A 26,238-nucleotide genomic window follows, 5' to 3' on the forward strand; every position below is an offset into this window, starting at 1 on the left:
TGATTTTAACAAAATTTTGTTTGATTTTACCTACAACTTACAACCTATAAACTCTAACTTAAAAATCCGCCACCCGGCGGATTTTTTATATCATTCCAAATCTATGTATGGAGCCTGATATTAACTTTAACAAAAACGATGACCTTTTAAAACAGCAGGTTTATCAGCTTACAAACCGGCTGAAGAAAGTTTACCTGGGCGGAGGAGCTAACCGCCTGCAAGCGCAGCGCGATAAAGGTAAATTAACCGCCCGGGAGCGAATACAGTACTTATTAGATGAGGGAGCCGAATTTTTAGAAATTGGAGCTTTGGCTGGAGAAGACATGTACCCGGAACATGGCGGCTGCCCCAGTGCCGGCGTGGTAGTAGTAATGGGTTACGTAAAAGGTAGGCAGTGCGTAGTAGTAGCCAACGATGCCAGCGTGAAAGCCGGAGCCTGGTTCCCAATAACTGCCAAAAAGAATCTGAGGGCTCAGGAAATTGCCATAGAAAACAAGCTTCCTATTATTTATTTAGTAGACAGCGCCGGCGTTTACTTGCCTATGCAGGACGAAATTTTCCCGGATAAAGAACATTTTGGCCGCATTTTCCGGAACAACGCCGTAATGTCGGCAATGGGCATTATTCAGATTTCGGCAATTATGGGAAGTTGCGTAGCGGGCGGAGCTTATTTACCTATAATGTCGGACGAGGCCATGATTGTGGACCAGACGGGTTCAATTTTTTTGGCGGGTTCTTATTTAGTAAAAGCGGCTATTGGTGAATCGGTAGATAACGAAACTTTAGGCGGTGCCACCACGCACAGCGAAATTTCCGGCGTAACCGATTATAAATTTCAAACGGATCAGGAATGTCTCGATGCAATCCGGAACATTTTAGATAAAATTGGCGATAATCCTAAAGCTGGGTTCAACCGCGTTACACCTGCGCCTCCAAAACTAAACCCAGCCGAAATTTACGGTTTGCTGCCGGTTGATCGCGTGAAGCCTTATGATATGCTGGAAATAATCCGGCGTTTAGTAGATAACTCCGATTTTGAATCTTACAAAGAATTATACGGCCAAACTTTAATCTGCGGCCTGGCCCGGATAGATGGTTGGGCCATAGGCATTGTGGCCAATCAGCGGAAAATTGTAAAGTCTAAAAAAGGCGAAATGCAGATGGGTGGCGTTATTTATTCCGATTCGGCTGATAAAGCTGCGCGTTTTATCATGAATTGTAACCAGAAAAAAATACCGCTGATTTTTCTACAGGATGTTTCCGGGTTTATGGTGGGTAGTAAAGCCGAGCACGGCGGTATTATTAAAGATGGCGCTAAAATGGTGAATGCCATGGCTAATTCGGTGGTGCCAAAATTTACATTTATTATTGGTAATTCTTACGGAGCGGGCAATTACGCCATGTGCGGCAAGGCTTACGACCCGCGTTTAATTTTTGCCTGGCCTACTGCCCAAATAGCTGTGATGAGCGGAGCCGCGGCAGCTAATACCTTATTACAAATTCAGATGGCTTCTTTAAAAAGCAAAGGAGAAACTATTACTCCTGCAGCCGAGAAAGAATTACTGGAGAAAATTACTTCCAGTTATAACGAACAGCTTTCTCCGTACTACGCGGCAGCCCGCTTGTGGGTAGATGGCATTATTGATCCTTTGGAAACCCGGCAGGTAATTTCGCTGGGCATTGCGGCAGCTAACCAGGCACCTATTGAAAAGCCGTTTAACGTGGGAATTATTCAAACCTAAAATAATTAGAAATTAAAAATTAGAAATTATGAATTTAGAGTTCTGACTTTCTGATTTTTTTATAACTATATAGTTGTTAGTGGATTATATTTTTAATACTTGCTTTAATCTTATTATTTTACTCTACTAATAGAAATTCTATTATCCAGACAGCAACAAAAAGGAAACATAACGTTTAATTAAATTTGTTAAGATGAATTAAAAGTTAGAAAACGGGATAAATTTAATTTCTAATTTCTAATTCATAATTTCTAATTCATATTTTACAAAGCGTGACAAATCAAGAAATAAAAGCATTAATATCTTTACTCGACGATGAGGACCTGGAAATAGCGGAACACGTAGAAGAAAAAATTGTGTCGTTGGGTGAGCCGGTAATTCCTTTTCTGGAAGAGCATTGGGAAGAAAGTATTAACCCTGAGGTGCAGAAAAAAATTGAAGATCTGATTCATAAATTACAATATGAATTGCTTTATAGCCGGTTGGCTAACTGGAAAAAGAACGGTGCCGAAAGTTTAATAGAGGGCATGTGGCTGGTTAATACCTACCAATATCCAGATGCGGATCTGGCCAATATTAATAAAACTTTAGATCAAATTTATTACGAAGCCTGGTTGCACATAAAACCAGATATGCATCCCTACGATCAGATTAAGGCGTTGAACCACGTATTATTTCGGTTGTATAAGTTTTCGGCCAATACTAAAAATTTTCATTCGCCGGCTAATTCTATGCTGCACCTGGCCCTGGAAACGCAACGCGGTAATCCTTTAACTTTGTGCGTTATTTATTTAACCATTGCGCAAAAACTAGGCTTACCGGTATACGGAGTAAATTTGCCAAACTTATTTATTCTAACTTATAAGAATAAAAAAGATGGTTACCAGTTTTACATTAATGTGTATAACCGGGGACTTATTTTATCGAAGACTGATATTGATTCGTATATTTTGCAGTTAAACCTGCACCCGGTAGATATTTTTTACGAACCTTGCTCTAACCTGGATATTGTAAAACGAGCCTTGCGGAATTTAGCTGTTTCGTTTGAGAAATTAAACGAACCCGAAAAAGCAACTGAAGTTAATAAATTACTCGACTCTATTGTCGACGATGGCGGAATTACCATTCGAAAGCAACCCGATGAGGAAGAAGACGAAGAAAACTCAGATAACGAAGAAGAGGACGATTCTGTTTAAAATAACTTAATTAACAAAAGAGCCGCTACCAAGAGCGGCTCTTTTGTTTGTAGGAATTAATTATTAATCTTGAATTGGTACCTGTTTATTTAAGTAATAGTTACCGGTGTGTTAATTTTACTGGAATATTCTTTTACGGTATCTATAAAGCATTTTACTTTTTCCGGATCGGTATCCGGGTAAACGCCGTGGCCCAGATTGGCAATGTGCCGGGTAGGTCCAAACGCTTGCAACATGGCTATTGTTTCCTGGCGAATACTGTCGAAGGAACCGTATAAAGCGCAGGGATCTAAATTGCCTTGCAAAGTTTTACTATTTCCAACGGTAGCGCGGGCTTCAGCAATGTTACTATTCCAATCCAAGCCAATGGTATGGCAATTTAATTGGGCAAAATCCGCCAAAGCAAAAAAAGCACCTTTCGCAAAAACGGTAATAGGTACTGTTGGAATAGCTTCGCAAATACGGGAAATGTAACGGGTCGAAAATTCGCGATAGTGCGTCGGGGGTAAAATACCCGCCCACGAGTCAAAAATCTGCAGCATGGCGGCTCCGGCCTCTACCTGGGCTTGCAAATAATTAATGGTTACGGTGGTAATTTTATCGAGTAAAGTATGCGCAAGTTCCGGCGAAGTGTACAGGAGTTTGCGGGCTTTGGAAAAAGTTTTAGAACCACTGCCTTCTACCATATAAGCCAGAATAGTCCAGGGGGCACCGGCAAAACCAATTAAAGGCACCCGGCCATTCAAAGCTCGTTTGGTTATCCGGATGGCTTCGTACACGTAATGCAGTTGGTAATGAGCCTCGTCTACACGTAGTTGCTTAACATCATCTAAGGTTTGGATGGTTTTAGGAAAAATAGGGCCGCGTTGCTCCAGCATTTCGTACGAACAGCCCATGGCTTCGGGAACTACTAGAATATCTGAAAAAATAATAGCGGCGTCTACTCCCAGAATATCTACCGGTTGAATAGTTACTTCTGAAGCTAATTCGGGGGTTTCCACTAATTCTTTAAATCCGCTCACGCTATTCCGAACCGCCCGGTATTCTGGTAAAATCCGGCCCGCTTGCCGCATGAGCCAAACAGGGGTACGCTCGGTAGGCTCGCCGGTGGCAGCCCGTAAAATTAAATCGTTCTTTAACTCCATTCAGCAAAGGTAATACAATTCGTTCATAGTCGATAGTCCATGGTCAACAGGCTATAGATAAAAGAATATAGTTGATGGTTGCTGGTTTAAAATAATGTGGCCCAAAGCTTTTTAAAAATAGTAGGCCTATTTTATTAAAATTGTGAAGCGCTGTTTAAAATAAATCATCTCTTTTTTAACCATCCAACAAATTTATCCTGAATTCTATGGACTGTGGACTATCGACCATGGACTAAATTATTTAAACAAAGCAATAAGAGCCGAAGTAATGAAGTTTACGCCGAGCGACAGCACAATAAAACCCATAATTTTAGATAAAGCTTCTAAACCGGCCTTGCCCATTATTTTTATCAGCGTAGGTGAAAATATTAAAATATAGTAGGTAGGAATGGCTAGTAAAATAATGGCAAGAATAATCAGGCTCATATCCAGGTAAGAAAGCGATTGGGTAAATAAACCAATACTTACTGCTATTGCTCCTGGTCCCGACAGCATCGGCATTGCTAATGGGGTAAAGGAAATATCGGGTTTGCTAATACTTTCTTCTACCGCATCTTTCGAAACTTTACGGCCCGCATCGGATTTAGTGGTTAATAAATCGGCACCGGCTTTCAGAATCATAATACCACCGGCAATGCGCAAATCATGAATGCGTAAACCAAAAAAGTTAAGAATGTACTGGCCAGCCAGAAAAAATACCGTTAAAATTCCTATCATGTAAAAGCAAGCTTTCAGGGCTTGTTGCCGCCGCCGGGCTGGAGTATCGTCTTGAGTAAGCGTCAGGAAAACCGGCATTGCTCCAAAAGGGTTTACCACCGAAAATAGAGCAGAAAAAGTAGCCAGTAAGATTTCCATCGGGATTTTTTATAAATTACTTTTAAGTAGCAATAGTATAATTTATTTGGCACATACGGTTGTTCCTGCGTCTTGTTTTTTATTCTGATTGCTTGAATATTGCCTTTTTTACGGGTTATCGAAAAATAAAAGCTAGATAAAAATTATAAGGATGCTAAAATTTTGCATCCTCGGCAACTTAATTAAATTGCTTACTTTTGTCTTACTAAAAAAATAATACGTTAGATGCAAGGAGAAACCAGACTCGGTATTTTGGGCGGTGGCCAGTTAGGCCGCATGCTATTACAAGCCGGGATTGATTTAAATATTTATACGTTAGTATTAGACCCGGATCGGGAAGCACCCTGTAAATCGTTGTGTAATGAATTTCACGTGGGCAGTTTTGCTGAATATGATACCGTGTATACGTTCGGGAAAAAATGTGATGTTGTAACTATCGAAATTGAACACGTAAATACCGCTGCTTTGCTGCGTTTAAAGCAGGAAGGTGTTCGCGTATTCCCGGAACCGGAAGTAATTAAAGTTATTCAGGATAAAGGCTCCCAAAAAGAGTTTTACCAACAGCATTCTATCCCAACGGCTGAGTTTCGCTTATTGCAGGATAAAACCGAACTAGCGCAGCAAGAAGCATTTCTGCCGGCGTTTCAAAAATTACGCACCTTAGGTTACGATGGCCGGGGAGTAACCAGAATTACCAGTTCTGCCGATTTTACCAAAGGATTTGAAGCCCCTTCGGTACTGGAAAAATTAGTAGATTACGAAAAAGAACTGGCGGTGCTGGTAGCCCGTAATGAAAGAGGCGAAGTAAGCTGCTTTCCGGTAGTAGAGTTAGTGTTTCATCCGGTTCATAACCTGGTAGATTATTTGTTTGCTCCGGCTGCTATTTCCGCCGAAATTGGCCAAAAAGCTCAGGAAATTGCCAAGCAAGTAATTCAAGCCTTTAACATGACGGGTTTATTGGCCGTAGAAATGTTTTTGACCAAAGGCGGGCAAATTTTAGTAAATGAAGTAGCACCCCGGCCGCATAATAGCGGCCATCATACTTTTAAGGCCAACTTAACGTCGCAGTTTGAGCAGCATTTGCGGGCAATATTAAATTTGCCATTGGGTGATACCCAAGAACACAGTGCGGCAGTAATGCTGAATTTACTCGGCGAACCCGGATTTTCGGGCGAAGCAAAATACGAAGGTTTGCAGCAGGCGCTGGCTGTTCCGGGGGTAAGTATTCATTTATACGGTAAAAAATTTACCCGACCAGCCCGCAAGATGGGGCACGTAACTATTACCGCTACTACCGTAGCCGAGGCTACCCAAAAAGCGAACAATATTAAAGAAGTGATAAAAGTAAAAGCATGACCGAAGTATCCGGAACTAACCACACGACTCCCCTGGTAGGCATTATAATGGGAAGTCAGTCTGATTTAAAAGTTATGGAATTAGCCGCCGAAATATTAGAGCAAATGGCAGTGCCATTTGAACTAACCATTGTTTCGGCACACCGCACGCCGCACCGCATGGTAGAATATGCCGAGAATGCCCGTAAAAGGGGTTTACGCGTAATAATAGCCGGAGCCGGCGGAGCCGCACATTTGCCAGGTATGGTGGCGGCGTTAACTACCATTCCGGTAATTGGGGTACCCATTAAATCTACTAATTCTATCGATGGTTGGGATTCTATGTTATCTATCCTGCAAATGCCCAGCGGTATTCCGGTGGCTACAGTAGCTTTAAACGGAGCTCAAAATGCCGGTTTACTGGCCGCTCAAATTTTAGGAACGTATAATGCCGCCATTGCAGACCGTTTAGAGAAACACCGGAACTCGTTACGCGAAAAAGTAATGCGCTCCGTACAGGAACTCCGCCGCGGCGATCGCGACGATGATTAAAACTTTGTTGCAAATTGCTAAAAGATTACCTTTTTTATTTGCCGGGGCTAACAATTGCGGATAGAACATTCCCACTATTGGGTAGAACAAGAATTTATCTAGTTCTTGTAAAGCCAAACTTTTAGTAAATTTTTCAGAATAACTAAGGTTTAATTTGCCAGCTATATAATTCCAGATTTTGGTAGCGCCCTACGTGTTGTAAGCGATGTTTCTGCACAAAAGTGCGTCCGGCATTAAAAAGAATTTTTGCGTTTTTGTAGGTCGTTTTGGTGTATATATTTTGTTTGCCATTATAGTAACTAGTATCAATGGCTACCAAAATAGGCTTTTGATTTAACTTTTGAAGAATAGCTGGATTTACGTTACCGCTAGTAATTGTTTCATAAAAAGCTTTTACCTGAGTAGTTGCTGACCGCGACATATTACTAGCCATTAAGGGTAACTGGGTGCGCAGAGAAAGTTGTACCGTTTCCAGGAAAAAAGGATTATCTACTGTAAAGTAATAATTCTCGTTTTCGCAACCAATGTGATAGTAAGGAAGTGGTAAAATAGCCTGAAAATGCGTAAGCTTCCAATTGGCTTTTAAAAAAGGTTGATCTTGAGTAGTTGTAGTTGGTAAAGTTAACAGATACAGGTTCTTTCGGTAGTAAATCTGAATATACAACATATCCAGCAAGGCTAATCCAATAAAAGAATAACGGGCTAGTTGCGCCAAACCTTTGCGGGTATTATTTGCCAGAAATTGGTCGTATAAGTAAATAATCCAGAAATTTATAAACCAGAAAAAAAACCAACCAAACCGGCCTAATTGCCTGAATTGGGTAAAGCTAACGCTTACGTGTTTTAAGTAGCGGAATACATTAAAGTAGTTATTGATGCCATTATCTTTTTCGGCGAAATGAAATTTATCGCCCGGAGCTATACATAAACAGCAAAGAGCCGCAAAAGCAAATAGTAAAAAAAAGTGCTTTATCTGAGTAGAATTCTGATTTTTAGTGGTTTTAACGGGTTTGTAAATTAGGCGAGCAAGCAGTAATAGTACGCCTGCGCCAATAACAAAGCTGCCTATATAGGCGTTAGATTCAATTCCGAATTCGTATAAAAGCAGATTTTTAAGCCGCAAAAAAGAACCTATTTCTGCAATAAAATAAGGGGTAAATAAGGCATTTAAAAATAGTTTAGTAGTCTCTGCATCATAACCACCGGCTCCGGATTCGCGCAAAGCATAATACCCATCCAAAAATCGAATTAGAGAATAAACAATAATTAAAGGTACTAACAGGGCTGTGGCACTCCATTGGAGTAGTAGCTTGTAATTAGTTTGTTGCCGAAAAGCTTGAATAAGCCAGGCAGTACAAAAGAAACCAACAAAAACCAACGCCACCGGCAGATAATACAAATGCAGAAAGGAACAGATAATTAGGATCGGAATAAACCAATACAGCTCCTGAATAATATTTTTACCACTATAAAATTTTTGATAGCTGCGCAGTAAAAATAAAATAGTTATTAATAATACAAACGCGAAACTTAGATTATAGTGGCCAATTTCCAAGCGAAATATCTGAGGATGAATCCAGGGAAGTACCAGGCTAAAGAAAAAAATTAGTAAATTATTATGGATGAGTCGCTTTAATATTAAGTAAACTAAAACAGAACTGAGGAGAATACCACTCAATAAAAATAAATGGAAAAGAAGTAGGCTATGGTCCGTTACATCCAGAATATAATAAGAAAACAGCTTTACCGCTAAGGCAAAAATGGGGGTATTATCGGTATATAAAAGGTACTCACCAAAAGGATAATTAAATTGTTCGAACTTTAATAAGCCTTGCTCAAAAGGTTGTTTTAGGTAAGCCAGGTAGGTAAAATAATTTTTGGCCCCATCGCCGTTAATTTGAAATAAATAATGATTAGGGTGTAACAGTAAGGGGCTAAACGTAACACCTACCAGTAATACTTGGGTAAGAATTATAAAACATAAAGTACGGTACTTTCGGTGTAGCCTCATGCTAGGTTAATGAAGGAAAGCTTTTTGAAAAAGGTTATTTTTTAATCAGGTATTTTGCTTTTGCTAAGGTTAATTTTAATAAACTAATTACCTCCATTGTTAAAATTCTCCAGCCCATTTTCTGAAAAATTGTTCCGGATTGCAGTTGAACCAGTACAGGCAGTAGCTTAACATCCGGATTTTGAGCTGCCAGGAAAATGAATTCTAAATCAAATAAATACCGGTTTATTTTTGTCCGAAGAAATACTTGCCGCCCTTTTTTATTAAAGCCTTTTAATCCGCATTGAGTGTCTGTAACGGGTAAATTCAGAAAATACTGATTTAGTACTTGAAGGAATTTCGAAATAATTGTACGGTTTTGAGTAAGACTGGAGTAATAATATTTATCACGAACACCAACTACAATATCATTTTCCGGGCTAATCAGAGCATTATATAGTTGAATAAAACTTTTGATACTGTAAGGAAAATCAACATCGGTGTAAATACATAAATCATGTTTAGCCTCTTGAACCCCTCTTCGTAAAGCATAACCTTTGCCTTGATTTTGATGATAAGATATAAAGGTGAAATTAGGCAGCGTTTGTTTTAGCAGATCCAAATCCCCTGGTTTTACTCCAGAAATAGAGCCATCATTTACTAAAATAATAAATATTTCAGTATCGGGTAAAGATTGCTTTAGCAGATAAATAGTATGGATTATATTTTCTTTCCACCCAACCGAAGGATTATAGCAAGGAAGTATAAGATCAAGTTGAGGCATGTATAAAATAATATTAATAAACTTTCTCCTTGAATGATCAGTAACGAGAGAGTATTGGCGTAGGTAACTTCGCCTATAAACAAATATAGTATTTCAGGAAAGTTTATGGTTTACAGTTCCGAGATCAGATGGTTTTTTAATTCCCTTTCTGAAGTTTCTCCCGTTCAAAAATGGTTTAACACACAGCAAAAATTTTTCTCTGGTCAATGGGACCGGGCCGATATTTATTTATGGCAACCCGATTTAAAAACTCATAGTGTTAAAATAAGAGAAGGCAAGATAGAAGTAAAAATTTTACTTATTGATAGGGGAGTAGTAACTATTAACCATAAAAGTTCGGGCATTGGCAACGATTGGGTAAAATACAGCTTCGAGCTGAAAGAATCGGATGCGGAAAATAAAGCTTTACTAGAACAATTTAGCCAAACAACTGTAGAAACGAATGAAAGCCTTTGGGTGCGGGTAGATAAAGAGCGCTTATTAGTAAAATTCTCTTTAGATGAATTGAATGATACACTTTCTATTACACCGGAAGATTTCTGGCCGAACGAAGGGTGCGGCGTAGAATTAACTAAAATTAAGGTAAATCAACAAGAATATTATACTTTCGGTCTGGAAGCTTTTAGTAAAACCAAGCAAGAAAAGCGGAACTTAGATCGGGTTTTAAACCACGTGTTTACCGAAATACAACTCAATAACTTACGCTCAGATCAATCGCATTCTTATCCGGTATTTTTAGCAAATCTTTTTGAGGCTTAAAGTATTTCTTACGCTTGATTTCTTCCGGTACCTGTTCGCAAAATGCTCTGTAAACCTTTAAACCTTGGAAATAAAAATATTGGTTGCTTTATTTTTCCTGCCGAAACTGTTCCGGAGTTTTTCCGGTATGTTTCTTAAAGAATCGGCCGAAGTATGAATTATCAAAATAACCTAACTCAGCGGCAATTTGGGTAATGGTAAGCGGCGAATGAATTAATAAGCGCCGGGCTTCTAAAATAATCCGGTCTTGTATAAGGCTAGAAGTAGTTTTGCCAAATGTGTTTTTAGAAGCTTCGTTTAACTGTTTCTCGGTAATATTTAACTTTTCGGCGTAAAAGCTTACGGGTTGGTGTTCTTTAAAATGCTTTTCCAAAAAAGTGTCCAGCTGTTGCCAAAGCGATTGGCTCGCGTTTGCGACATCCGGATCGGGTTGTTGTTCTAAATAAGCCCGGTGTAACCTGATAAGTAAAATAGTTAAGTAATTCCGAACAACCTCTTGCCACTTATAATCAGACTGAAGGTATTCTTGCTCCATACTTTCTATGATGGTGGTAGTGGGTAGCAAATGCTCGTTGGGTAGAGCAAGTAACGGCCGGTTTAGTAACATATTAAAGAAAGGATAGCGGTAAACTTCTAGCTGATCTGGCTGCAAACGATAAAAGTCCAGGTTAAAGAACAAAATGTAACCAGCCGAATCGGCGGAGAGTTGCCAGGCATGCACCTGGCCCGGACTAAGGAAAAATGCGGTTTGTGGAGCTACCGGATACGTTTTAAAATCAATGGTATGCGTACCGGTACCTTGAGTAATTAAAAGAATAATAAAAAAATCGTGCTTATGGGGCGTCTGAATAAAAGCGTGTTCCTGTAAATGTTTTTCAAAACGGTTTAAATAAAAATCAGGTTTCTTCGAAATACCTGTTTTCTCAAAGTCTTGAATGTTATAAAGAGGTAAAGATTTATTCGGCATATTAAACAATTTACATCGCTTAAATATACCGAAATTAACCTATTACCAAATTGGAGCTGCCAACCCCTAAATATTTACTAATTCCTTTTTATTTTTTAACAATCAATTGGCAAGGGCCTTCATAATGAATAAAAATATTAATCCATAAGGCTCGGGATAAACGAAAAGTAATGGGCAGCAAACCCACCACAATTACCAAAATGGTAACCGCCACCATAGTAGTAGTTACTTCTTTTACTAAAAAGCTTAACCCAAATATTACGGCTAAAAAGATAGCCGTGCTAAAAGCGTAGCTAACAAACATAGCACCATAGTAATAGCCTGGTTCTGGTTCAAAGCTTTGGCCGCAACAAGAACAATGAGAGTGCATATCGGAAAACTGACGGCTATATAAAGTTCCTGCCGGAAACATGCGTCCTTCGCGGCAACGCGGACATTTTGCCGTTATTACACTATTTAACCACGTTTGCTTATAACTAGTCATTGTTTTACCTATTAATTGTACAGCGTTATTTTATGCTACAAAAATAGAGTAGGTAGGGGCTTGGTTTATGGGACAAAAACTACCTTCTGTGGTAATTTTTAGCTTGGGTTTATTAAAAGGTTTGCCCTAAGGTAAATAATGCGGGGTAACTCTTACCAGTAGCTATTACGTTAAAACAATCCGTTTTCAGGTGTAGAAAATTGCCCGACAATAGTCATAATAACTGGAAATGCTGTTTTTAAGGCTGGCGTTCTGTTTCATAAGATGACCGTTAGCCTGGGTTTAAGTGAGCAGCGCGCTGATTTAGTGTTATTTAATAGAAAAACTTCCGGCAAAAAACAGAATCATAGAATGAATTATCCCGTAAACGTAACATCATAATTTATAAACTTACCCAAGAAACTATGAATGCAAAACAAAGTAAAATAGCATTAATAACAGGCGCATCCAGCGGCATAGGCTTTGAGCTAACCCGCTGCTTTGCCCGCGATGGTTACGGTGTTATCATGACGGCCCATTACCCCGATAAATTAACGGAAGCAGCTCAGAAAATTCAGCAAGAATTTCCGGAAGTTCTGGTAGATACCATTGCCTGCGATTTAAGTAAGGATGGAGCGGCTCAGCAACTTTATCAACAAGTGCAGCAACGCGGCCACCAGATTGAATTTTTAGTAAACAACGCTGGCTTTGGCGAACGCGGCTCTTTCCTGGAAACGGATCTGCAAAAAGAAATCGCTCTTATTCACCTGAACATTATTGCCCTGGTAGCGTTAACTAAGTTCTTTGCCCAGGATATGGTAAAACGCGGCTCAGGTAAAATATTGCAATTAGGTTCGGTAGCCTCGTTTATTCCGCATCCTTTATTGTCGGTTTACGCCGCTTCTAAAGCCTTTATTCTTTCGTTTACCGAGGCTTTGCAAGTTGAATTAAAGGATACCGGTATTTCTTTAACCCTTTTGTGTCCGCCGCCTACGGAAACTAACTTTTTTGAAGTAGCGCACATGGAAAATACTAAAATTGCTAATTCTTCGCAGGTACAATCGCCGGTAGATGTAGCCGAAGAAGGTTACAAAGGATTAATGAATGGCGATGCCCGGGTATTACCAACGTTTGTGGCCAAAATGTACGCCGCTCAAGGTATTACTTTGCCCGATGCGTGGAATGCAGCCATGACCAAAAAACAATTAGAAAACGTAAAAGAATAAAACAATATAGCTCCTGGATTCGTACCGGGAGCTTTTTCATTTAAATCAAAAATAACTATGGAAACGGTACAAAATCAAACAGTATTAATAACCGGCGCTTCTAGTGGCATTGGGTTCGAACTAGCCCGTTTATTTGCCCGCGATAATTACCACATTATTATGGTAGCGCACCACGTCGATAAACTGGATCATGCGGCCTGGCAATTGCAAAGTGAGTTTAGTAATGTAAGGCTAAATACCATTGCAATAGATTTAAGTAAAGACGATGCCCCCAGCCGCTTGTTCAACCACGTGCAGCAACAAGGCTGGCAGATAAATGTATTGGTTAACAACGCCGGCTTTGGCGAATATGGTCTTTTTGCAGAATCAAATCTGGAGAAAGAATTAGCCATGATTCACCTGAATATTATTGCGCTGGTACATCTTACTAAATTGTTTTTGCCTTACTTGCTCAACCAGGGCTCCGGCAAAATATTACAGGTAGGTTCGGTAGCTTCTTTTACTCCTACTCCTTTGCAATCTGTATATGGGGCTACCAAGGCATTTATTTTATCTTTTAGCGAAGCTTTGCAGGAAGAATTAAAAGACTCCCCGGTATCAGTAACAATTCTTTGTCCACCGGCCACCGATACTAACTTTTTTAACGTGGCCGGTGCCCAGAACAGTAAAATAGCTCAAGGCGATTTAGCAACTCCCGAAGAAGTAGCCAGTACAGCTTACAAAGCTTTATTGGCCGGCGACAAACGCGCCGTACCAACCTTTAAAGCCAAAATTCAGGTAGCGCAAAGTGCCATTCTACCCGATGCGTTAAATGCTACGCTCATGCACAAGCAATCGGAAGAGACTACCAAGCCAAAGAAATCTTCGTCTAAAAAAACAAGTACTACTACAGTTGTTTCTGAAAGTGCTGCTTTACCCGTAACAGAAGCGCCGGCCCCGGTTACTGCCACCCGCAAGAGAAGTACCAAGAGTAGTTCTGTTACTAATTTAGATTCTGCGGCAGCTTCGGTGGCGGCTATAGACCCTACAATTGCCGCAACCGGCTTAACAGCAGATAATCTAACGGCATCTAATACAGAGGCAATTCCAACACCCGCTTCTAAACCAAAAAGAAGTACCAAGAAAACGCAGTAAGAAAGTAAATTTAATTCCTTACTAATTTTATGTAAAAAAGCTTCCGGTTACTATCCGGAAGCTTTTTTACATTCTGGCCACTTGTAGTATGCAGTACTAAAAAATAATAAACCAGATAGGTATAAAACTAAAAAATATCCTCCTGAAATTTAGTAGCTTACCAAATAAGCTGAAACAACCATGGAAATTGAAAACCAGATACCAGGAGGTGGTTTAGAACCACTTCGGTCAGAGTTGCAGGTAACTGCCCAAATGCGAAACTATTTACTGTTAACAGCAAAATGGACTCACTTTCTTTCAATTGTCGGGTTTATATTTATTGGCCTGATGGTAATTGGGGCATTTACTTTTGGCGCAATTATGCATTCTATGATGGCGAACTTTCCCGGTGCTCCCACCAGTATACCCGGCGGTTCCAGTGTAGTCATGACCATTTACCTGCTGTTCTTTGCTGTTCTCTATTTCTTTCCTACGCTGTACTTATACCAATTTTCGGCTAAAACCAAGGCCGCCCTTTTGTACGGCGAGGAGTTAAACTTAGCTTTTGCTTTTTCCCGTCTAAAGTCCTTTTTTAAATTTTGGGGTATATTTCTGATAGTAATTCTGATTTTCTACGGACTTATTTTTATTGGTTATACCATTGGTTCTTCTTTTATAAGGTAACTCATCTGCCTGCGGGACCTCCCCTAAGAACAGGGAAGGAGAAACTGCATGATGGGTTAAATTCCATTTTAACTCGTATAGAGGTTTGTTTTACAAAAGCTTAAAACACCTCAAAACCCAGATGTTTAATTCTGCTAGAATTATCTTAATCAATGTCGTAATGGCTTTCTTTTAAGAAAATTAGCGGCCTCTTCTCTCCTGTTTTTAGGGGAGGTCCCGTAGGGGGAGGGTACAGTCAAAATGTCCTGAAAGTACAAATTTCCCTGAAAATATACCGCCATTATTTCCGGATTTAAACCTAAATAGCCCTTGGAGAGTAATTTGATAATAATAGATCAAAACAGTGAGCGTAGGAAAATAGAGCTATGAACTTTAATAATTATACCATCAAATCGCAGGAAGCCATCCAGAAAGCAACTGAAATTGCGGGTGGTAACCAGCAACAGGTCGTGGAAACCGGTCATATACTAAAAGGCATTCTCCAGACCGACGAAAATGTGATTACGTTTTTGGTAAAGAAGTTAGGTATCAACCAAAATATACTTACCAACAAACTGGACGAAATCGTTGACAAATATCCGATGGTAAGTGGCGGAAGCCCTTACTTAAGTAATGATGCGGCGGCAGCTTTACAAAAAGCTACCTCTTACCTGAAAGAATTTAAAGACGAATACGTTGCCATTGAGCATATATTATTGGGTATTTTGGCAGGTCGCGATAACGTAGCTGGCTTGTTAAAAGACGTAGGCTTTAATGAAAAGCATTTAAAAGCGGCTATTAAAGAATTACGTGGGGGCGAAAAAGTTACTGACCAAAACGCCGAAACCAAATACAACTCGCTTAAGAAATATTCAAAAAACCTGAACGAGCTGGCTCAATCCGGTAAAATAGACCCCGTAATTGGCCGTGACGAAGAAATCCGGCGGGTATTGCAGATTTTATCGCGTCGTACTAAAAACAACCCGGTGTTATTAGGTGAACCCGGAGTAGGTAAAACCGCCATCGTGGAAGGTCTAGCCCAGCGCATTGTTTCCGGCGACGTGCCCGAGAACTTAAAATCTAAAACTTTAATGAGTTTGGATATGGGTTTACTCGTGGCGGGTGCTAAATATAAAGGGGAATTTGAAGAGCGTTTAAAAGCCGTAATTAAAGAAGTAACCGATTCCGAAGGCGAAATTATTCTCTTCATCGACGAGATGCATACTTTAATTGGTGCCGGTGGTGGCGGTGAAAGCGCAATGGATGCCGCAAATTTACTAAAACCAGCTTTGGCCCGCGGCGAATTACATGCTATTGGTGCCACCACTTTAAAAGAATATCAAAAATACATCGAGAAAGATAAAGCATTAGAGCGCCGGTTCCAGGCCGTATCAGTCGATGAACCAAGCATACCGGATGCCATTTCTATCATGCGGGGAATAAAAGATAAATACGAATTGCACCACGGTGTTCGCATTAAAGACGATGCCATTATTGCTTCGGTAGAGTTATCGAGCCGGTATATATCCGACCGTTTTTTGCCCGATAAAGCCATCGACTTAATGGACGAAGCAGCAGCTAAATTACGCATTGAGATTGACTCTTTACCGGTGGAACTCGACGAAATTCAGCGCCGCATTATGCAGCTGGAAATCGAACGCGAAGCCATTCGCCGGGAAAACGATAAAGATAAGGAAACTGTTTTATCCCGGGAAATTGCCGATTTAAGTGGCAAACGGGATGACCTGAAAGCTAAATGGCAAAACGAAAAGCAGGTTATTGAAGGCATCCAGAAGCAAAAAGAGCTGATTGAGCAATTTAAACTGGAAGCCGACCAAGCCGAACGGCAAGGTGATTACGGCCGGGTTGCCGAGCTACGTTACGGTAAAATTACCGAGGCCGAGCAGAAATTAAAAGAACTGCAACAGCAGGTAGAAGCGAATCAGGATGGTAACCCCATGCTGAAAGAAGAAGTAACCGCCGAAGATATTGCCGAAGTAGTCGCCAAGTGGACCGGTATTCCGGTAAGTAAAATGCTGCAAAGCGACCGCGAAAAACTGCTGCACCTGGAAGAAGAGTTAGGTAAACGGGTAGCTGGTCAGGAAGAAGCCATTGCAGCAATATCGGATGCGGTTCGCCGGAGCCGGGCGGGTTTACAAGATCCTAAACGGCCGATTGGTTCGTTTATTTTCCTGGGGACTACTGGAGTGGGTAAAACCGAATTAGCTAAAGCACTGGCCGATTTCTTGTTTAACGACGAGAACAACATGGTGCGGATTGATATGAGTGAATATCAGGAACGCCACGCGGTAAGCCGTTTAATTGGGGCGCCTCCGGGTTACGTGGGTTACGATGAAGGTGGTCAGTTAACCGAAGCCGTTCGCCGGAAACCTTACAGCGTAATTTTGCTGGATGAAATTGAGAAAGCGCATCCGGATGTATTTAACATTTTGTTGCAAGTGCTGGATGATGGCCGCTTAACCGATAATAAAGGTCGGGTAGCAAATTTTAAAAATACCATCATTATCATGACTTCTAACATTGGTGCGCATATTATCCAAAGTAATTTTGCCGAAATGGAAGATTACAACCGTGAGCAAGTAATTGAGCGAACCAAAGACGAGGTGTTTGAATTGCTAAAACAAACCGTACGTCCTGAGTTTTTGAACCGGATTGACGAGTTGATCATGTTCCGTCCGTTAAGTCAGAATGAATTACGCAAGATTGTTACCATTCAATTCAAGCATATTCAGGACCGTTTAGCTGAATCTGGTATCCGTCTGGAAGCTACCGACGAAGTTCTGGATTACCTCGGTGAACTGGGTTACGATCCGCAATTTGGAGCCCGTCCGCTGAAACGCGTATTGCAGACTCGGATTTTGAACGAGTTATCGAAAGCCATCTTGTCGGGTGAAATCCGGAAAGATGCGGTAGTAGAAGCCGTTCTGGAAGATGACCGTATTAGATTTAACAATATTGATATCGAAATTCCGATAGGTGAATAAGGTGTTAAGCTAATAAAGAAGAGCCCGGTTCTGCCGGGCTTTTTTGTTTTAAGTAGTAAAACTTATTCTGATAAATTTATGACCAAGAATTTGTTATTTCGAACCCACCAGAAAAATCTAAATTTTAAAAAATGAAGTTTTGATACATGTTTCGATAATCTCAACATGACTTTAATTTCTAAAATTGGTTAAGGCTACGCTGCTCAATAATCCGTATAATTTCAGAAGTAATAGAAGCAACTTTTATCTTAAAATAATTAATCCATTTATTTTGTTCACCTATATTGTCATTAACAAACCGTACGAAGTATTAACCCAATTTACCGACGAAAACGGGCGCGCCACCCTCAAAGATTTTGTACCAGTACCGCATATTTACCCGGTTGGCCGTTTGGATTATGACAGTGAAGGATTGGTTTTGTTAACCGATGATAAAGCCTTGCAGCATCGTCTCTCCGACCCTAAATTTAAAATTGAAAAGACGTATTGGGTGCAGGTAGAAAACATTCCGGATGAAAATGCTTTATTACAATTGCGGAAAGGTATTTTTTTAAAGAATGTTAAAACGGCTCCGGCTAAAGCTACGCTTCTTCAGCCAGCACCAACTGTTTGGGAACGCAGCAAACCTATCCGGTTCCGGCAAAATATCCCAACGAGTTGGTTACAAATTTCATTAACCCAAGGCATGAACCGGCAAGTTCGCAAAATGACTGCCGCCGTCGGCTTTCCAACCCTCCGGCTTATTCGGGTAAGTATTGGCACTTTTCAAATAGGCAAATTAGCTCCTGGCGAATGGCGCCACTTAACCCCCGAGGAAGTAAAAACGCTGAAACGAGGCTCTCGTTAATCAATGAAAAAACATCTATCGCGAACGCCTACCCCAGAAAAGAATACCAGGTAGTTGTTATTTAAGGATCTGGATAAATTAGTTAATTTACTAGAGCTGAAGGGTATTTTCCTGATAAAATCAGCCAACCACCGACACATTTGCCCGTTTAAGCATAAAACTGCTGAAAACCATGTACTAATCCGGCATATTCTGGCGGACAAAAATTTAAGTATGAAATCATTGAAAATTGCAAAATGACAATATGTCACAAATTACACCTTAAAAGTTGGTTGGCATATCCCTTGTTATTAAAGCAGTAACAATTACTGAACAGGATTTCTAAAATAAACATAAATATAAAATGGGAAAAATAATAGGCATTGACTTAGGAACTACCAACTCGTGCGTGGCTGTAATGGAGGGTAATGAGCCGGTAGTAATTCCGAACAGTGAAGGTCGCCGGACTACTCCTTCGATTGTGGCTTTCCTGGATAATGGTAATGGCGAACGGAAAGTAGGTGACCCAGCTAAACGCCAGGCCATCACTAACCCTAAAAATACCATCGCTTCTATTAAGCGTTTCATGGGTCGGGGCTACTCTGAAGTAGCTTCTGAGTTAAAGAACGTATCGTACGAAGTAGTACAAGGCAGCAATAATACCGTGCGGGTTAAAATTGGCGATCGCCAGTATACTCCACAAGAAATTTCGGCAATGGTTTTGCAAAAAATGAAGCAAACCGCCGAAGATTATTTAGGTACCAGCGTTAGTGAAGCCGTTATTACCGTACCGGCTTACTTTAACGATGCGCAGCGCCAGGCTACTAAAGAAGCCGGTGCAATTGCGGGTTTAGATGTAAAACGTATTATTAACGAGCCTACTGCCGCGGCGTTAGCTTACGGTCTTGATAAAAAACATAAAGATCAAAAAATTGCTGTTTACGATTTAGGTGGTGGTACATTCGATATCTCTATCCTGGAATTAGGCGACGGCGTTTTTGAAGTACTTTCTACCAATGGAGATACGCATTTAGGTGGTGATGACTTTGACCAGGTAATTATTAACTGGTTAGCCGATGAATTTACATCGGAAGAAAACATGGACTTGCGTACTGACCCCATGGCTTTGCAGCGTTTGAAAGAAGCCGCTGAAAAAGCGAAAGTGGAGTTATCCAGCTCACAGGAAACTGAAATTAACTTGCCGTACATCACTGCTACGCAAACTGGTCCGAAACACTTAGTACGTAAATTAAGCCGTGCTAAATTCGAGCAGTTAGCCGATACTTTGGTTCGTCGTTCGATGGATCCGGTTCGTCAGGCTCTAAAAGATGCTGGTGTGAGTACGAATGATATCGACGAAGTAATCTTAGTTGGTGGTTCTACCCGTATTCCGCGCATTCAGGAAGAAGTAGAAAAATTCTTTGGTAAGAAACCTTCTAAAGGTGTAAACCCGGACGAAGTAGTAGCGATTGGTGCTGCTATTCAAGGTGGGGTATTAACCGGTGAAGTAAAAGATGTGTTGCTGTTAGATGTAACGCCGCTTTCACTAGGTATCGAAACTATGGGTGGCGTAATGACTAAACTCATCGAATCGAATACCACTATTCCTACTAAAAAGTCCGAGACTTTCTCGACTGCTTCGGATAACCAGCCAAGTGTGGAAATTCACGTGTTGCAAGGCGAACGCCCAATGGCCCGCGATAACCGTACGATTGGCCGGTTCCACTTAGCCGATATTCCGCCAGCTCCCCGGGGTGTACCGCAAATCGAAGTAACTTTCGATATTGATGCCAACGGTATTCTGCACGTATCAGCCCGTGATAAAGGTACTGGTAAAGAGCAAAAAATCCGGATCGAAGCTTCATCTGGTTTATCGGAAGCCGAAATCGAACGCATGCGCCAGGAAGCGGCCGCTAACGCGGATGCTGACCGCGCGGCGAAAGAGCAGGTAGAAAAATTAAATACTGCCGACTCTATGCTGTTCCAGACCGAGAAACAGTTGAAAGAATACGGCGATAAACTGTCTGCTGGTAACAAAACGGCTATTGAAAGTGCTTTAGCTGAATTACGTACGGCTCACGGTAACAAAGACGTAGCTGCCATCGATACTGCTATTAATAACCTGAACAACGCTTGGCAAGCTGCTTCGCAGGAAATGTACGCGGCTACTGGCGGTAACCCAGGTGCGGGTGCTGACCCAGGTGCTGGATTTGGTGGTCAAGGCCAAGGCGGTCCGCAAGGGGACTCGTCCCAAAATGGTAATGGTGCTGCTGATCACGTAACTGACGTAGACTACGAAGAAGTAGACGGTAACAAGTAATATACCTCCTCTCTATATATCCAAAGCCTTCCTGATTTTTCAGGAAGGCTTTTTTGTTTTAAAGTAATTTTTCGGATGTGGTTACACTAATTTCCCGTTTTGAATAGGGAGGGATTGTGGTGGCTGATTTTTACTTTAGAATGCCTTTATATAAATGATATACAATTTGTTATGCGTTATATGTTTGCTTTTAGTAAGAAGTGCTTACAATAAAATGCAAGTAAATGGGCGGGAATTTCAGTAGCAAATATTTTAATTGATTTTGGCACTTTAAAAACGGCATATACTTCAGTTACGCAACGCTCTATTTCTAACGTAAGTCCTTTCAATAAAAAACGGGAGAATTGAGAAAGGTACCCGCTTCCTTTCGCTTACTAATCGGCAAAAAAACATTCGGCAAAAGTAAAAATTTACGCAACTTCATCGACCCATTTGTTTTACCAAGACAGTATAATCAGTTAAGGGATTCTCCCGAAAGTTAAGCTTTACCGTCACGTAGTAGAACTAAGAACCAGGGTGCCGAAATATAAATCATCGCGGAATATACCTTATGCAGAGCAAATGAAAGATTAGATGTGGGCTTCGGGCAACGAACCCTTGTTCGTATACGCTTTTAATAAATGTAGTTTTTATTTAAATCTCTAGTAATTAACGAGGATTGGTTTTTAAATGTCTATTACTGGATATTCTTCAAGAATTATAGGCATTGAAATTTTAATTTCAGTTTTTTTAAAAGTACTGGTGATAAAAAACTGACCGCCTACTTCTTCGGCTCGTTTACGCATGTAGTTTATTCCGTTAATACGTTTGGTATTTGCCAGATCAAACCCACCGCCATTATCTGTAATAGTAAGTACCAGGTTAGGAATTTGAGTTGCCAATCGCACGTCTATCCGGGTGGCACAGGCGTATTTTAAGGCATTATTAATAGCTTCCTGAGTAATGTAAAACAAATGCTGCGCTACTAGCGGCGATAGTTCCGGAGCCGTAGCAGTTGATAAAAATTCCCAGTTGAGTACCGGATTTTCCCGGCCTTCCCAAAGCTTATGCAAAAAGTTTTGGAGCCGGTTGGCAAAACTACTTACCGAAAGCCTTTTTTGGTCTAGTACCCAAATAGTTTCCCGGAGCATTTGGATAGTTCCCCGGGTGAAATCGGCCAGACGATGTGTTTGTTCCTGAAATTCGCCGGAAGTACGGCGAACAAGGGAATCGAGGCGCAAAACAATATGGGTGAGCTGAGATCCAATACTATCGTGAAGGTCGCGAGCCATCCGTTCGCGTTGGCCTTGCAACTGTTCTTTCGATTCCCGGATAACTTTCTGGCGGTACAACCACCCAATAGTAATAATAGTAATTTCAGTAACCAAAGCAAGCCGAAACAAAAGCATATCCGGCAAAATGTGGGGCAAAAGACCGGTGTTTTCTAAAAATTTAGTAAAAAAGTAAACTAAAAGCATAACCAGTTGCGAACACAGGAGCAACCAAGCCGGTTGAAACCCTTGCCGGAGAGCATGCCGAAGGTAACTTATCCAGATAAGTGCTGCTACCAAGGCAACGAGTAAACCCAAGCGGTAAACAAACCGAAGAAGAACCAGATGTTCGTTTAAACTGGCAAACTGGGCCAAGTCGATAAACACAATCAATAACAAACATAACCACCACGGATTAATGCGCAACCACCAATGCGGTGCCTGTTTAGAAATATGTAAAAAGCGACGGCTAAATAACAATAAAAAGCATAAGCCTAGGCTCAATAAATAATGATTAGTAATAGGATTTACTTGTTGCTGTATAACGGCAGGTAGAAAAATTCCCCAGCCATCATTCAGAAGCGCGTACAGGGCAAGGCTAAAAATATAACCGGCAAAGTACACGTAAATGCGCCGGGGATAAAAACCAAAACGGATTACGGTAATACCTAAAGTCATGGTTATCATGCCCACAAACAAAGCCCAGTGCCAGTCAACGTACCGCATGTGCCACCAAAAAGCAGCAGGCTGCCAATATTGCACCGCAAATTTTAAACTGAAGCCAGGTTTTACATACCCCCGAATATAAACCTGGTACGCTTGATTTGCCTCGAGGGGTAAAGTAAACAAGTAATAACGATGCTCGTTAGGATTATGGCTGCTATGCGGCAGGCGCCAGTAGCCGGTAGTTGGGTATTTTTTTACTAAATCATTTTTAGTAAACAACCATACCTGCACCGTATCTATAAAGGGAGTCTGGAGTTCTAGTTTTACTTCCTGCGCGCGCAAACTATAAATTTGGGAAACTACCCAACCCGAACGGCCTTTACTGCCAAAGTTAACTGCTGAAACGGGCTGCCAATGGCGCAAGGGTATATTCTGCGCTTGCTCTAACGTAATACGCGAATCCGGATCTGGTAATTGGTGCAACGCCAAAACGCGCACGGGTTCCGTTACCTGAGTTTTTCTTCCATTCTGCCCATACACCGGTTTCAAAAAAGCATGCGTCAGCAGGCTACCCAAAAATAGTAGCCACCAAATAAGTTTCCGGTGATAACTCTCGGGTTCGATAGGGTTTACCAAAAAAAAATCTAGACAAAAGAAAACTTGGTTTTGGATTAATAAAACGTAATAATTTAATGTGCCTTTAAGGAGTTAAGAAAAAACGTGCAGCTACATGACTGTGGAAGTTAGAGGTAACATCGTACGTTTCCGAGTCAAAATCTTTGTTATAAGGTTCGGTTACATCATAGGCTTCGGTAGATAACACAAGCTGCATGCCGGTAAGCGGAGCAATATTCTTCACCCGGAAAGGATTCGTCATACGGACTTCTCCATCCTGCACGTTCGCAAATAAACAATCGAATAAATTATTGCCGTCTTCAAAACTAAACAGCCGGTTATTTACAATCATTACCCGCAGGTTAATAGTAACGCCTCTTTCCGGTACAGGTCTAATATTAAAGCGTATGTGCATGCGGTAATGGTTCGATAAACCAAACTCGTTTTCTTCTGACAGGTGAATTGCCACAATTTGCTGTGGACTTATAAATTGAATTTCGGTGTATATGGTTGCCATATAACGGGGTAATCTTGGTTAGTTTAGTTAGTGTTGGTACTGGTTCGGGTAGAGTTTAATGGCATTTATAAAACTCGGAGAAATAATTGCACTCCATTTCTTTTATACATCCGGCGAAGAGGTAAATTGTTACTGGTTTAAGAAGAAAATTTTAGCAAAATTTTGCTTTAAATAAATGTATGCTTTCGCGCAAAGCCCGGTATGTATCTTATAATAGTCTTATTTATCGGGCATTTTTAGGAAATAAATAGAAGAAATTAAGAAAAAAAGCGATTTTAAAAGCTTAACGGGCTTATTCCTTCATGTTTACTTTTGAGCAGATAAAGTACTTAGAAGTACGGATTGCTACCCGAGGAGAATAGCCCTGCAGAGACAAGAAAAAAGTAAATTTTTTACTAAAACTAATTAGAAGATGAGAGGCAAAGGCCCGAAATAGGTTGCGCCTTTCGGGCCAAGCCATAAAGGAAGGAAAGATAGCAGGAGAGAGTTGCCTGCTGAGAGGGAAAAGTTTAATTCAGAGTTATTTAAAATTTTAATTATTTAATCTGCAGAATTTATATAATCTAGTTTATCTGCGATTTAGATTAGTTTATGGTTAAAGGCGAGCTGGATTAAGCCGCTTGTATTAGGAGCATTGGTTTTTTCGATCATTTTCTGCCGGTGTGTATTAACCGTATGAAAACTTATGCTAAGCATATCCGCAATAATTTTGCTGCTGTAGCCATCGGCAATTAATTTGAGTACTTCTTTTTCACGTTTGCTCAATAACGCTTCGAACGGCGATGGTTCTTCTTCCTCAGTGGAGGTAGAGGTACACACCAGGCAGGTTTCATTTTGCGGCGATATTACCGAGGCAGTTAAACCTTCGTTTTTTTTCCAGTCGGTTATATCGGTGCAAACGCCCAATATATACCGTACACTGCCACGTTTATCGGTTTGCAAAATGGTGTTTTGTTCCAGCAGCCGGGCGTATGAGCCATTGGCTTTCTGTAGGCGGTAATCGCAATTAAAGCGGTACTCCTGGCGTTGGCTGGCGGGTAAAGCCAGTAAAAATTCCCATACTTGCCGCATAAGTCGCCATAAGTGAGTGGCATCCTCTGCGTGTACCCGGTCTTTGGCGAACTTCATTCCTCCTTGCAGCCATTCTTCGGGGGCATAACCAAGTAAACGTTGAATATTACTACTCACGAAAACGTATTTTTTCGTGCGCAAATCAAAAATCCAGGTAATGCAGGGGCTAATGGTTAAGGTTGGTGTGTTCGGTACCAGGTGCTGAAAGCTGGTATCATCCAGTTCGGGGGAGTAAGGTTGGCTTTGCCATAGTTGTACTAATTCTCCGTATGACTTGCTGGGAGAGCGGCGGCTCATGGAAGTGGGTAATTTTTTCATGGCATAAAATCATTAGAAAGAACAAACCTGACTGTCTGGTGCTGTTTCGCCGGACAGAACAAAGCTCATTTTTTATTAATGACCAAACAAGGTGAAGGTAAACACCAGGAGGCAGTGATTTTTTGAAAAAAGATTCCGTAAGTTCACTGGTGAAAGAGGATGATTTTCAGGAAGTTTAATGGGAAAAATCACGTACTTTTAAGTAAAAGAGAAGCTTAAATTAGCGGCAGATTAAGCACCTTACTTCTCGGTGCTTATTAATTGAGTAAGTAACAGCAGTTTCACCTTAATTCTATAATTAACATGGCCGACAAAAACGCAAAACCTTCCGCTATTACTCAAGGTTGTACCAACTTTCGCAATTATTTAAGAGACGATCTAAAAGTAGAGAACTTTCAGGAGTTTATTTTTACTTACAGTTTTCCTTTAGAAGAGATAGAGGATTTAAAAAAGAAAGCACAGGCAGCCGGTAAGGAGCCCGTTTCGATCCGACTTTATTACGGCTGCAACCAAGACGGCTCCAATCATAAATTGCACATGTCGTTGCTGGATAAAAACCTGGAAGTTATTGTAGATTCTACCGAACTGACTAATGAATTGCACAACTTCGCCATGCCTGCTGGTATTGCGGTAGCCGCAGAAAGAAAATGCCCGCCCGGTGGTACCATTAACGACCGTTTAGTAAGCGACGTGTTTTAACAGATAATAAAATAGTTTAAAGCCATAGTTTTAATAAGTTACTGGCATTAAATTTCTCCCCTCTCTCGGGTAAATACAATCCATATATTAGCTAACCGGACGTTTAAACAGCCCGGTTAGCAACCCTTTTCCTATTGTGTCTTTAAGCTTTATCAGATGCCG

21 protein-coding genes are annotated in these 26,238 nt (G+C 40.8%); 12 read left to right on the top strand and 9 right to left on the bottom strand.

The window, feature by feature from the left end; genetic code table 11:
* Positions 1–107 precede the first annotated feature (107 nt).
* Entirely contained in the window at positions 108–1,742 is a 1,635-nt protein-coding gene (locus HUW48_RS01660; RefSeq protein ID WP_182414020.1) for an acyl-CoA carboxylase subunit beta, read from the top strand.
* A gap of 272 nt (positions 1,743–2,014) precedes the next feature.
* A complete protein-coding gene (locus tag HUW48_RS01665; protein ID WP_182414021.1) occupies positions 2,015–2,938 on the top strand; it encodes a transglutaminase-like domain-containing protein in 924 nt (307 codons plus the stop codon).
* A gap of 89 nt (positions 2,939–3,027) precedes the next feature.
* Here the strand turns inward: HUW48_RS01665 and hemE are convergent, their stop codons facing one another.
* A complete protein-coding gene (hemE, locus tag HUW48_RS01670) occupies positions 3,028–4,083 on the bottom strand; it encodes a uroporphyrinogen decarboxylase (RefSeq protein ID WP_182414022.1) in 1,056 nt (351 codons plus the stop codon).
* A gap of 237 nt (positions 4,084–4,320) precedes the next feature.
* Entirely contained in the window at positions 4,321–4,938 is a 618-nt protein-coding gene (locus HUW48_RS01675; protein WP_182414023.1) for a MarC family protein, read from the bottom strand.
* 225 nt (positions 4,939–5,163) lie between these two features.
* Here HUW48_RS01675 and HUW48_RS01680 point away from each other — a divergent pair, with 225 nt between their 5' ends.
* On the top strand, positions 5,164–6,294 hold the full coding sequence (locus HUW48_RS01680) for a 5-(carboxyamino)imidazole ribonucleotide synthase (protein WP_182414024.1): 1,131 nt from the start codon (positions 5,164–5,166) through the stop codon (positions 6,292–6,294).
* On the top strand, positions 6,291–6,824 hold the full coding sequence (gene purE, locus HUW48_RS01685; RefSeq protein WP_182414025.1) for a 5-(carboxyamino)imidazole ribonucleotide mutase: 534 nt from the start codon (positions 6,291–6,293) through the stop codon (positions 6,822–6,824). The genes HUW48_RS01680 and purE overlap by 4 nt, the downstream gene beginning before the upstream one ends.
* Before the next feature lie 142 nt (positions 6,825–6,966).
* Here purE and HUW48_RS01690 read toward each other — a convergent pair whose 3' ends face one another.
* Both HUW48_RS01690 and HUW48_RS01695 read right to left on the bottom strand, forming a co-directional pair.
* Complete coding sequence (locus HUW48_RS01690) at positions 6,967–8,835, bottom strand: hypothetical protein (protein WP_182414026.1); 1,869 nt, start codon at positions 8,833–8,835, stop codon at positions 6,967–6,969.
* Between the two features lie 34 nt (positions 8,836–8,869).
* A complete protein-coding gene (locus tag HUW48_RS01695; protein WP_182414027.1) occupies positions 8,870–9,598 on the bottom strand; it encodes a glycosyltransferase family 2 protein in 729 nt (242 codons plus the stop codon).
* A 105-nt stretch (positions 9,599–9,703) separates the two neighbouring features.
* On the opposite strand from HUW48_RS01695, the gene HUW48_RS01700 reads away from it, so the two are divergent.
* Positions 9,704–10,357, top strand: a complete 654-nt coding sequence (locus HUW48_RS01700) for a hypothetical protein (protein ID WP_182414028.1) — start codon at positions 9,704–9,706, stop codon at positions 10,355–10,357.
* An 88-nt stretch (positions 10,358–10,445) separates the two neighbouring features.
* On the opposite strand, the gene HUW48_RS01705 is transcribed toward HUW48_RS01700, so the two are convergent.
* Together HUW48_RS01705 and HUW48_RS01710 are read right to left on the bottom strand one after the other, a co-directional pair.
* Positions 10,446–11,324: an AraC family transcriptional regulator gene (locus HUW48_RS01705; protein ID WP_182414029.1), complete on the bottom strand. Its 879-nt coding sequence runs from the start codon at positions 11,322–11,324 to the stop codon at positions 10,446–10,448.
* Between the two features lie 88 nt (positions 11,325–11,412).
* Positions 11,413–11,808: a DUF983 domain-containing protein gene (locus HUW48_RS01710; protein WP_246343649.1), complete on the bottom strand. Its 396-nt coding sequence runs from the start codon at positions 11,806–11,808 to the stop codon at positions 11,413–11,415.
* A gap of 404 nt (positions 11,809–12,212) precedes the next feature.
* On the opposite strand from HUW48_RS01710, the gene HUW48_RS01715 reads away from it, so the two are divergent.
* The 6 genes from HUW48_RS01715 (at position 12,213) to dnaK (ending at position 20,940) form a co-directional block, all read left to right on the top strand.
* A complete protein-coding gene (locus HUW48_RS01715; RefSeq protein ID WP_182414030.1) occupies positions 12,213–13,013 on the top strand; it encodes an SDR family NAD(P)-dependent oxidoreductase in 801 nt (266 codons plus the stop codon).
* 57 nt (positions 13,014–13,070) lie between these two features.
* A complete protein-coding gene (locus tag HUW48_RS01720; protein WP_182414031.1) occupies positions 13,071–14,147 on the top strand; it encodes an SDR family NAD(P)-dependent oxidoreductase in 1,077 nt (358 codons plus the stop codon).
* Positions 14,148–14,327: 180 nt separating this feature from the next.
* Positions 14,328–14,810: a DUF5362 family protein gene (locus HUW48_RS01725; protein WP_182414032.1), complete on the top strand. Its 483-nt coding sequence runs from the start codon at positions 14,328–14,330 to the stop codon at positions 14,808–14,810.
* Positions 14,811–15,175: 365 nt separating this feature from the next.
* Complete coding sequence (gene clpB, locus HUW48_RS01730; protein ID WP_182414033.1) at positions 15,176–17,794, top strand: ATP-dependent chaperone ClpB; 2,619 nt, start codon at positions 15,176–15,178, stop codon at positions 17,792–17,794.
* 271 nt (positions 17,795–18,065) lie between these two features.
* Complete coding sequence (locus tag HUW48_RS01735) at positions 18,066–18,641, top strand: pseudouridine synthase (protein ID WP_220463982.1); 576 nt, start codon at positions 18,066–18,068, stop codon at positions 18,639–18,641.
* A 343-nt stretch (positions 18,642–18,984) separates the two neighbouring features.
* The gene (gene dnaK, locus HUW48_RS01740) at positions 18,985–20,940 is read left to right on the top strand and encodes a molecular chaperone DnaK (RefSeq protein WP_182414034.1); all 1,956 of its coding nucleotides are present in this window, start codon (positions 18,985–18,987) and stop codon (positions 20,938–20,940) included.
* Positions 20,941–21,605: 665 nt separating this feature from the next.
* Here dnaK and HUW48_RS01745 read toward each other — a convergent pair.
* The 3 genes from HUW48_RS01745 to HUW48_RS01755 all read right to left on the bottom strand — a co-directional run bounded on the left by HUW48_RS01745 (position 21,606) and on the right by HUW48_RS01755 (position 25,377).
* The gene (locus HUW48_RS01745) at positions 21,606–23,492 is read right to left on the bottom strand and encodes a sensor histidine kinase (RefSeq protein ID WP_182414035.1); all 1,887 of its coding nucleotides are present in this window, start codon (positions 23,490–23,492) and stop codon (positions 21,606–21,608) included.
* A gap of 64 nt (positions 23,493–23,556) precedes the next feature.
* Entirely contained in the window at positions 23,557–23,988 is a 432-nt protein-coding gene (locus HUW48_RS01750; protein WP_182414036.1) for a hypothetical protein, read from the bottom strand.
* A gap of 579 nt (positions 23,989–24,567) precedes the next feature.
* Positions 24,568–25,377, bottom strand: a complete 810-nt coding sequence (locus HUW48_RS01755) for a LuxR C-terminal-related transcriptional regulator (RefSeq protein WP_182414037.1) — start codon at positions 25,375–25,377, stop codon at positions 24,568–24,570.
* 303 nt (positions 25,378–25,680) lie between these two features.
* On the opposite strand from HUW48_RS01755, the gene HUW48_RS01760 reads away from it, so the two are divergent.
* On the top strand, positions 25,681–26,076 hold the full coding sequence (locus tag HUW48_RS01760; RefSeq protein ID WP_182414038.1) for a hypothetical protein: 396 nt from the start codon (positions 25,681–25,683) through the stop codon (positions 26,074–26,076).
* Positions 26,077–26,238 lie beyond the last annotated feature (162 nt).

The sequence above is a fragment of the Adhaeribacter radiodurans genome, assembly GCF_014075995.1.
GTDB lineage: Bacteria > Bacteroidota > Bacteroidia > Cytophagales > Hymenobacteraceae > Adhaeribacter > Adhaeribacter radiodurans.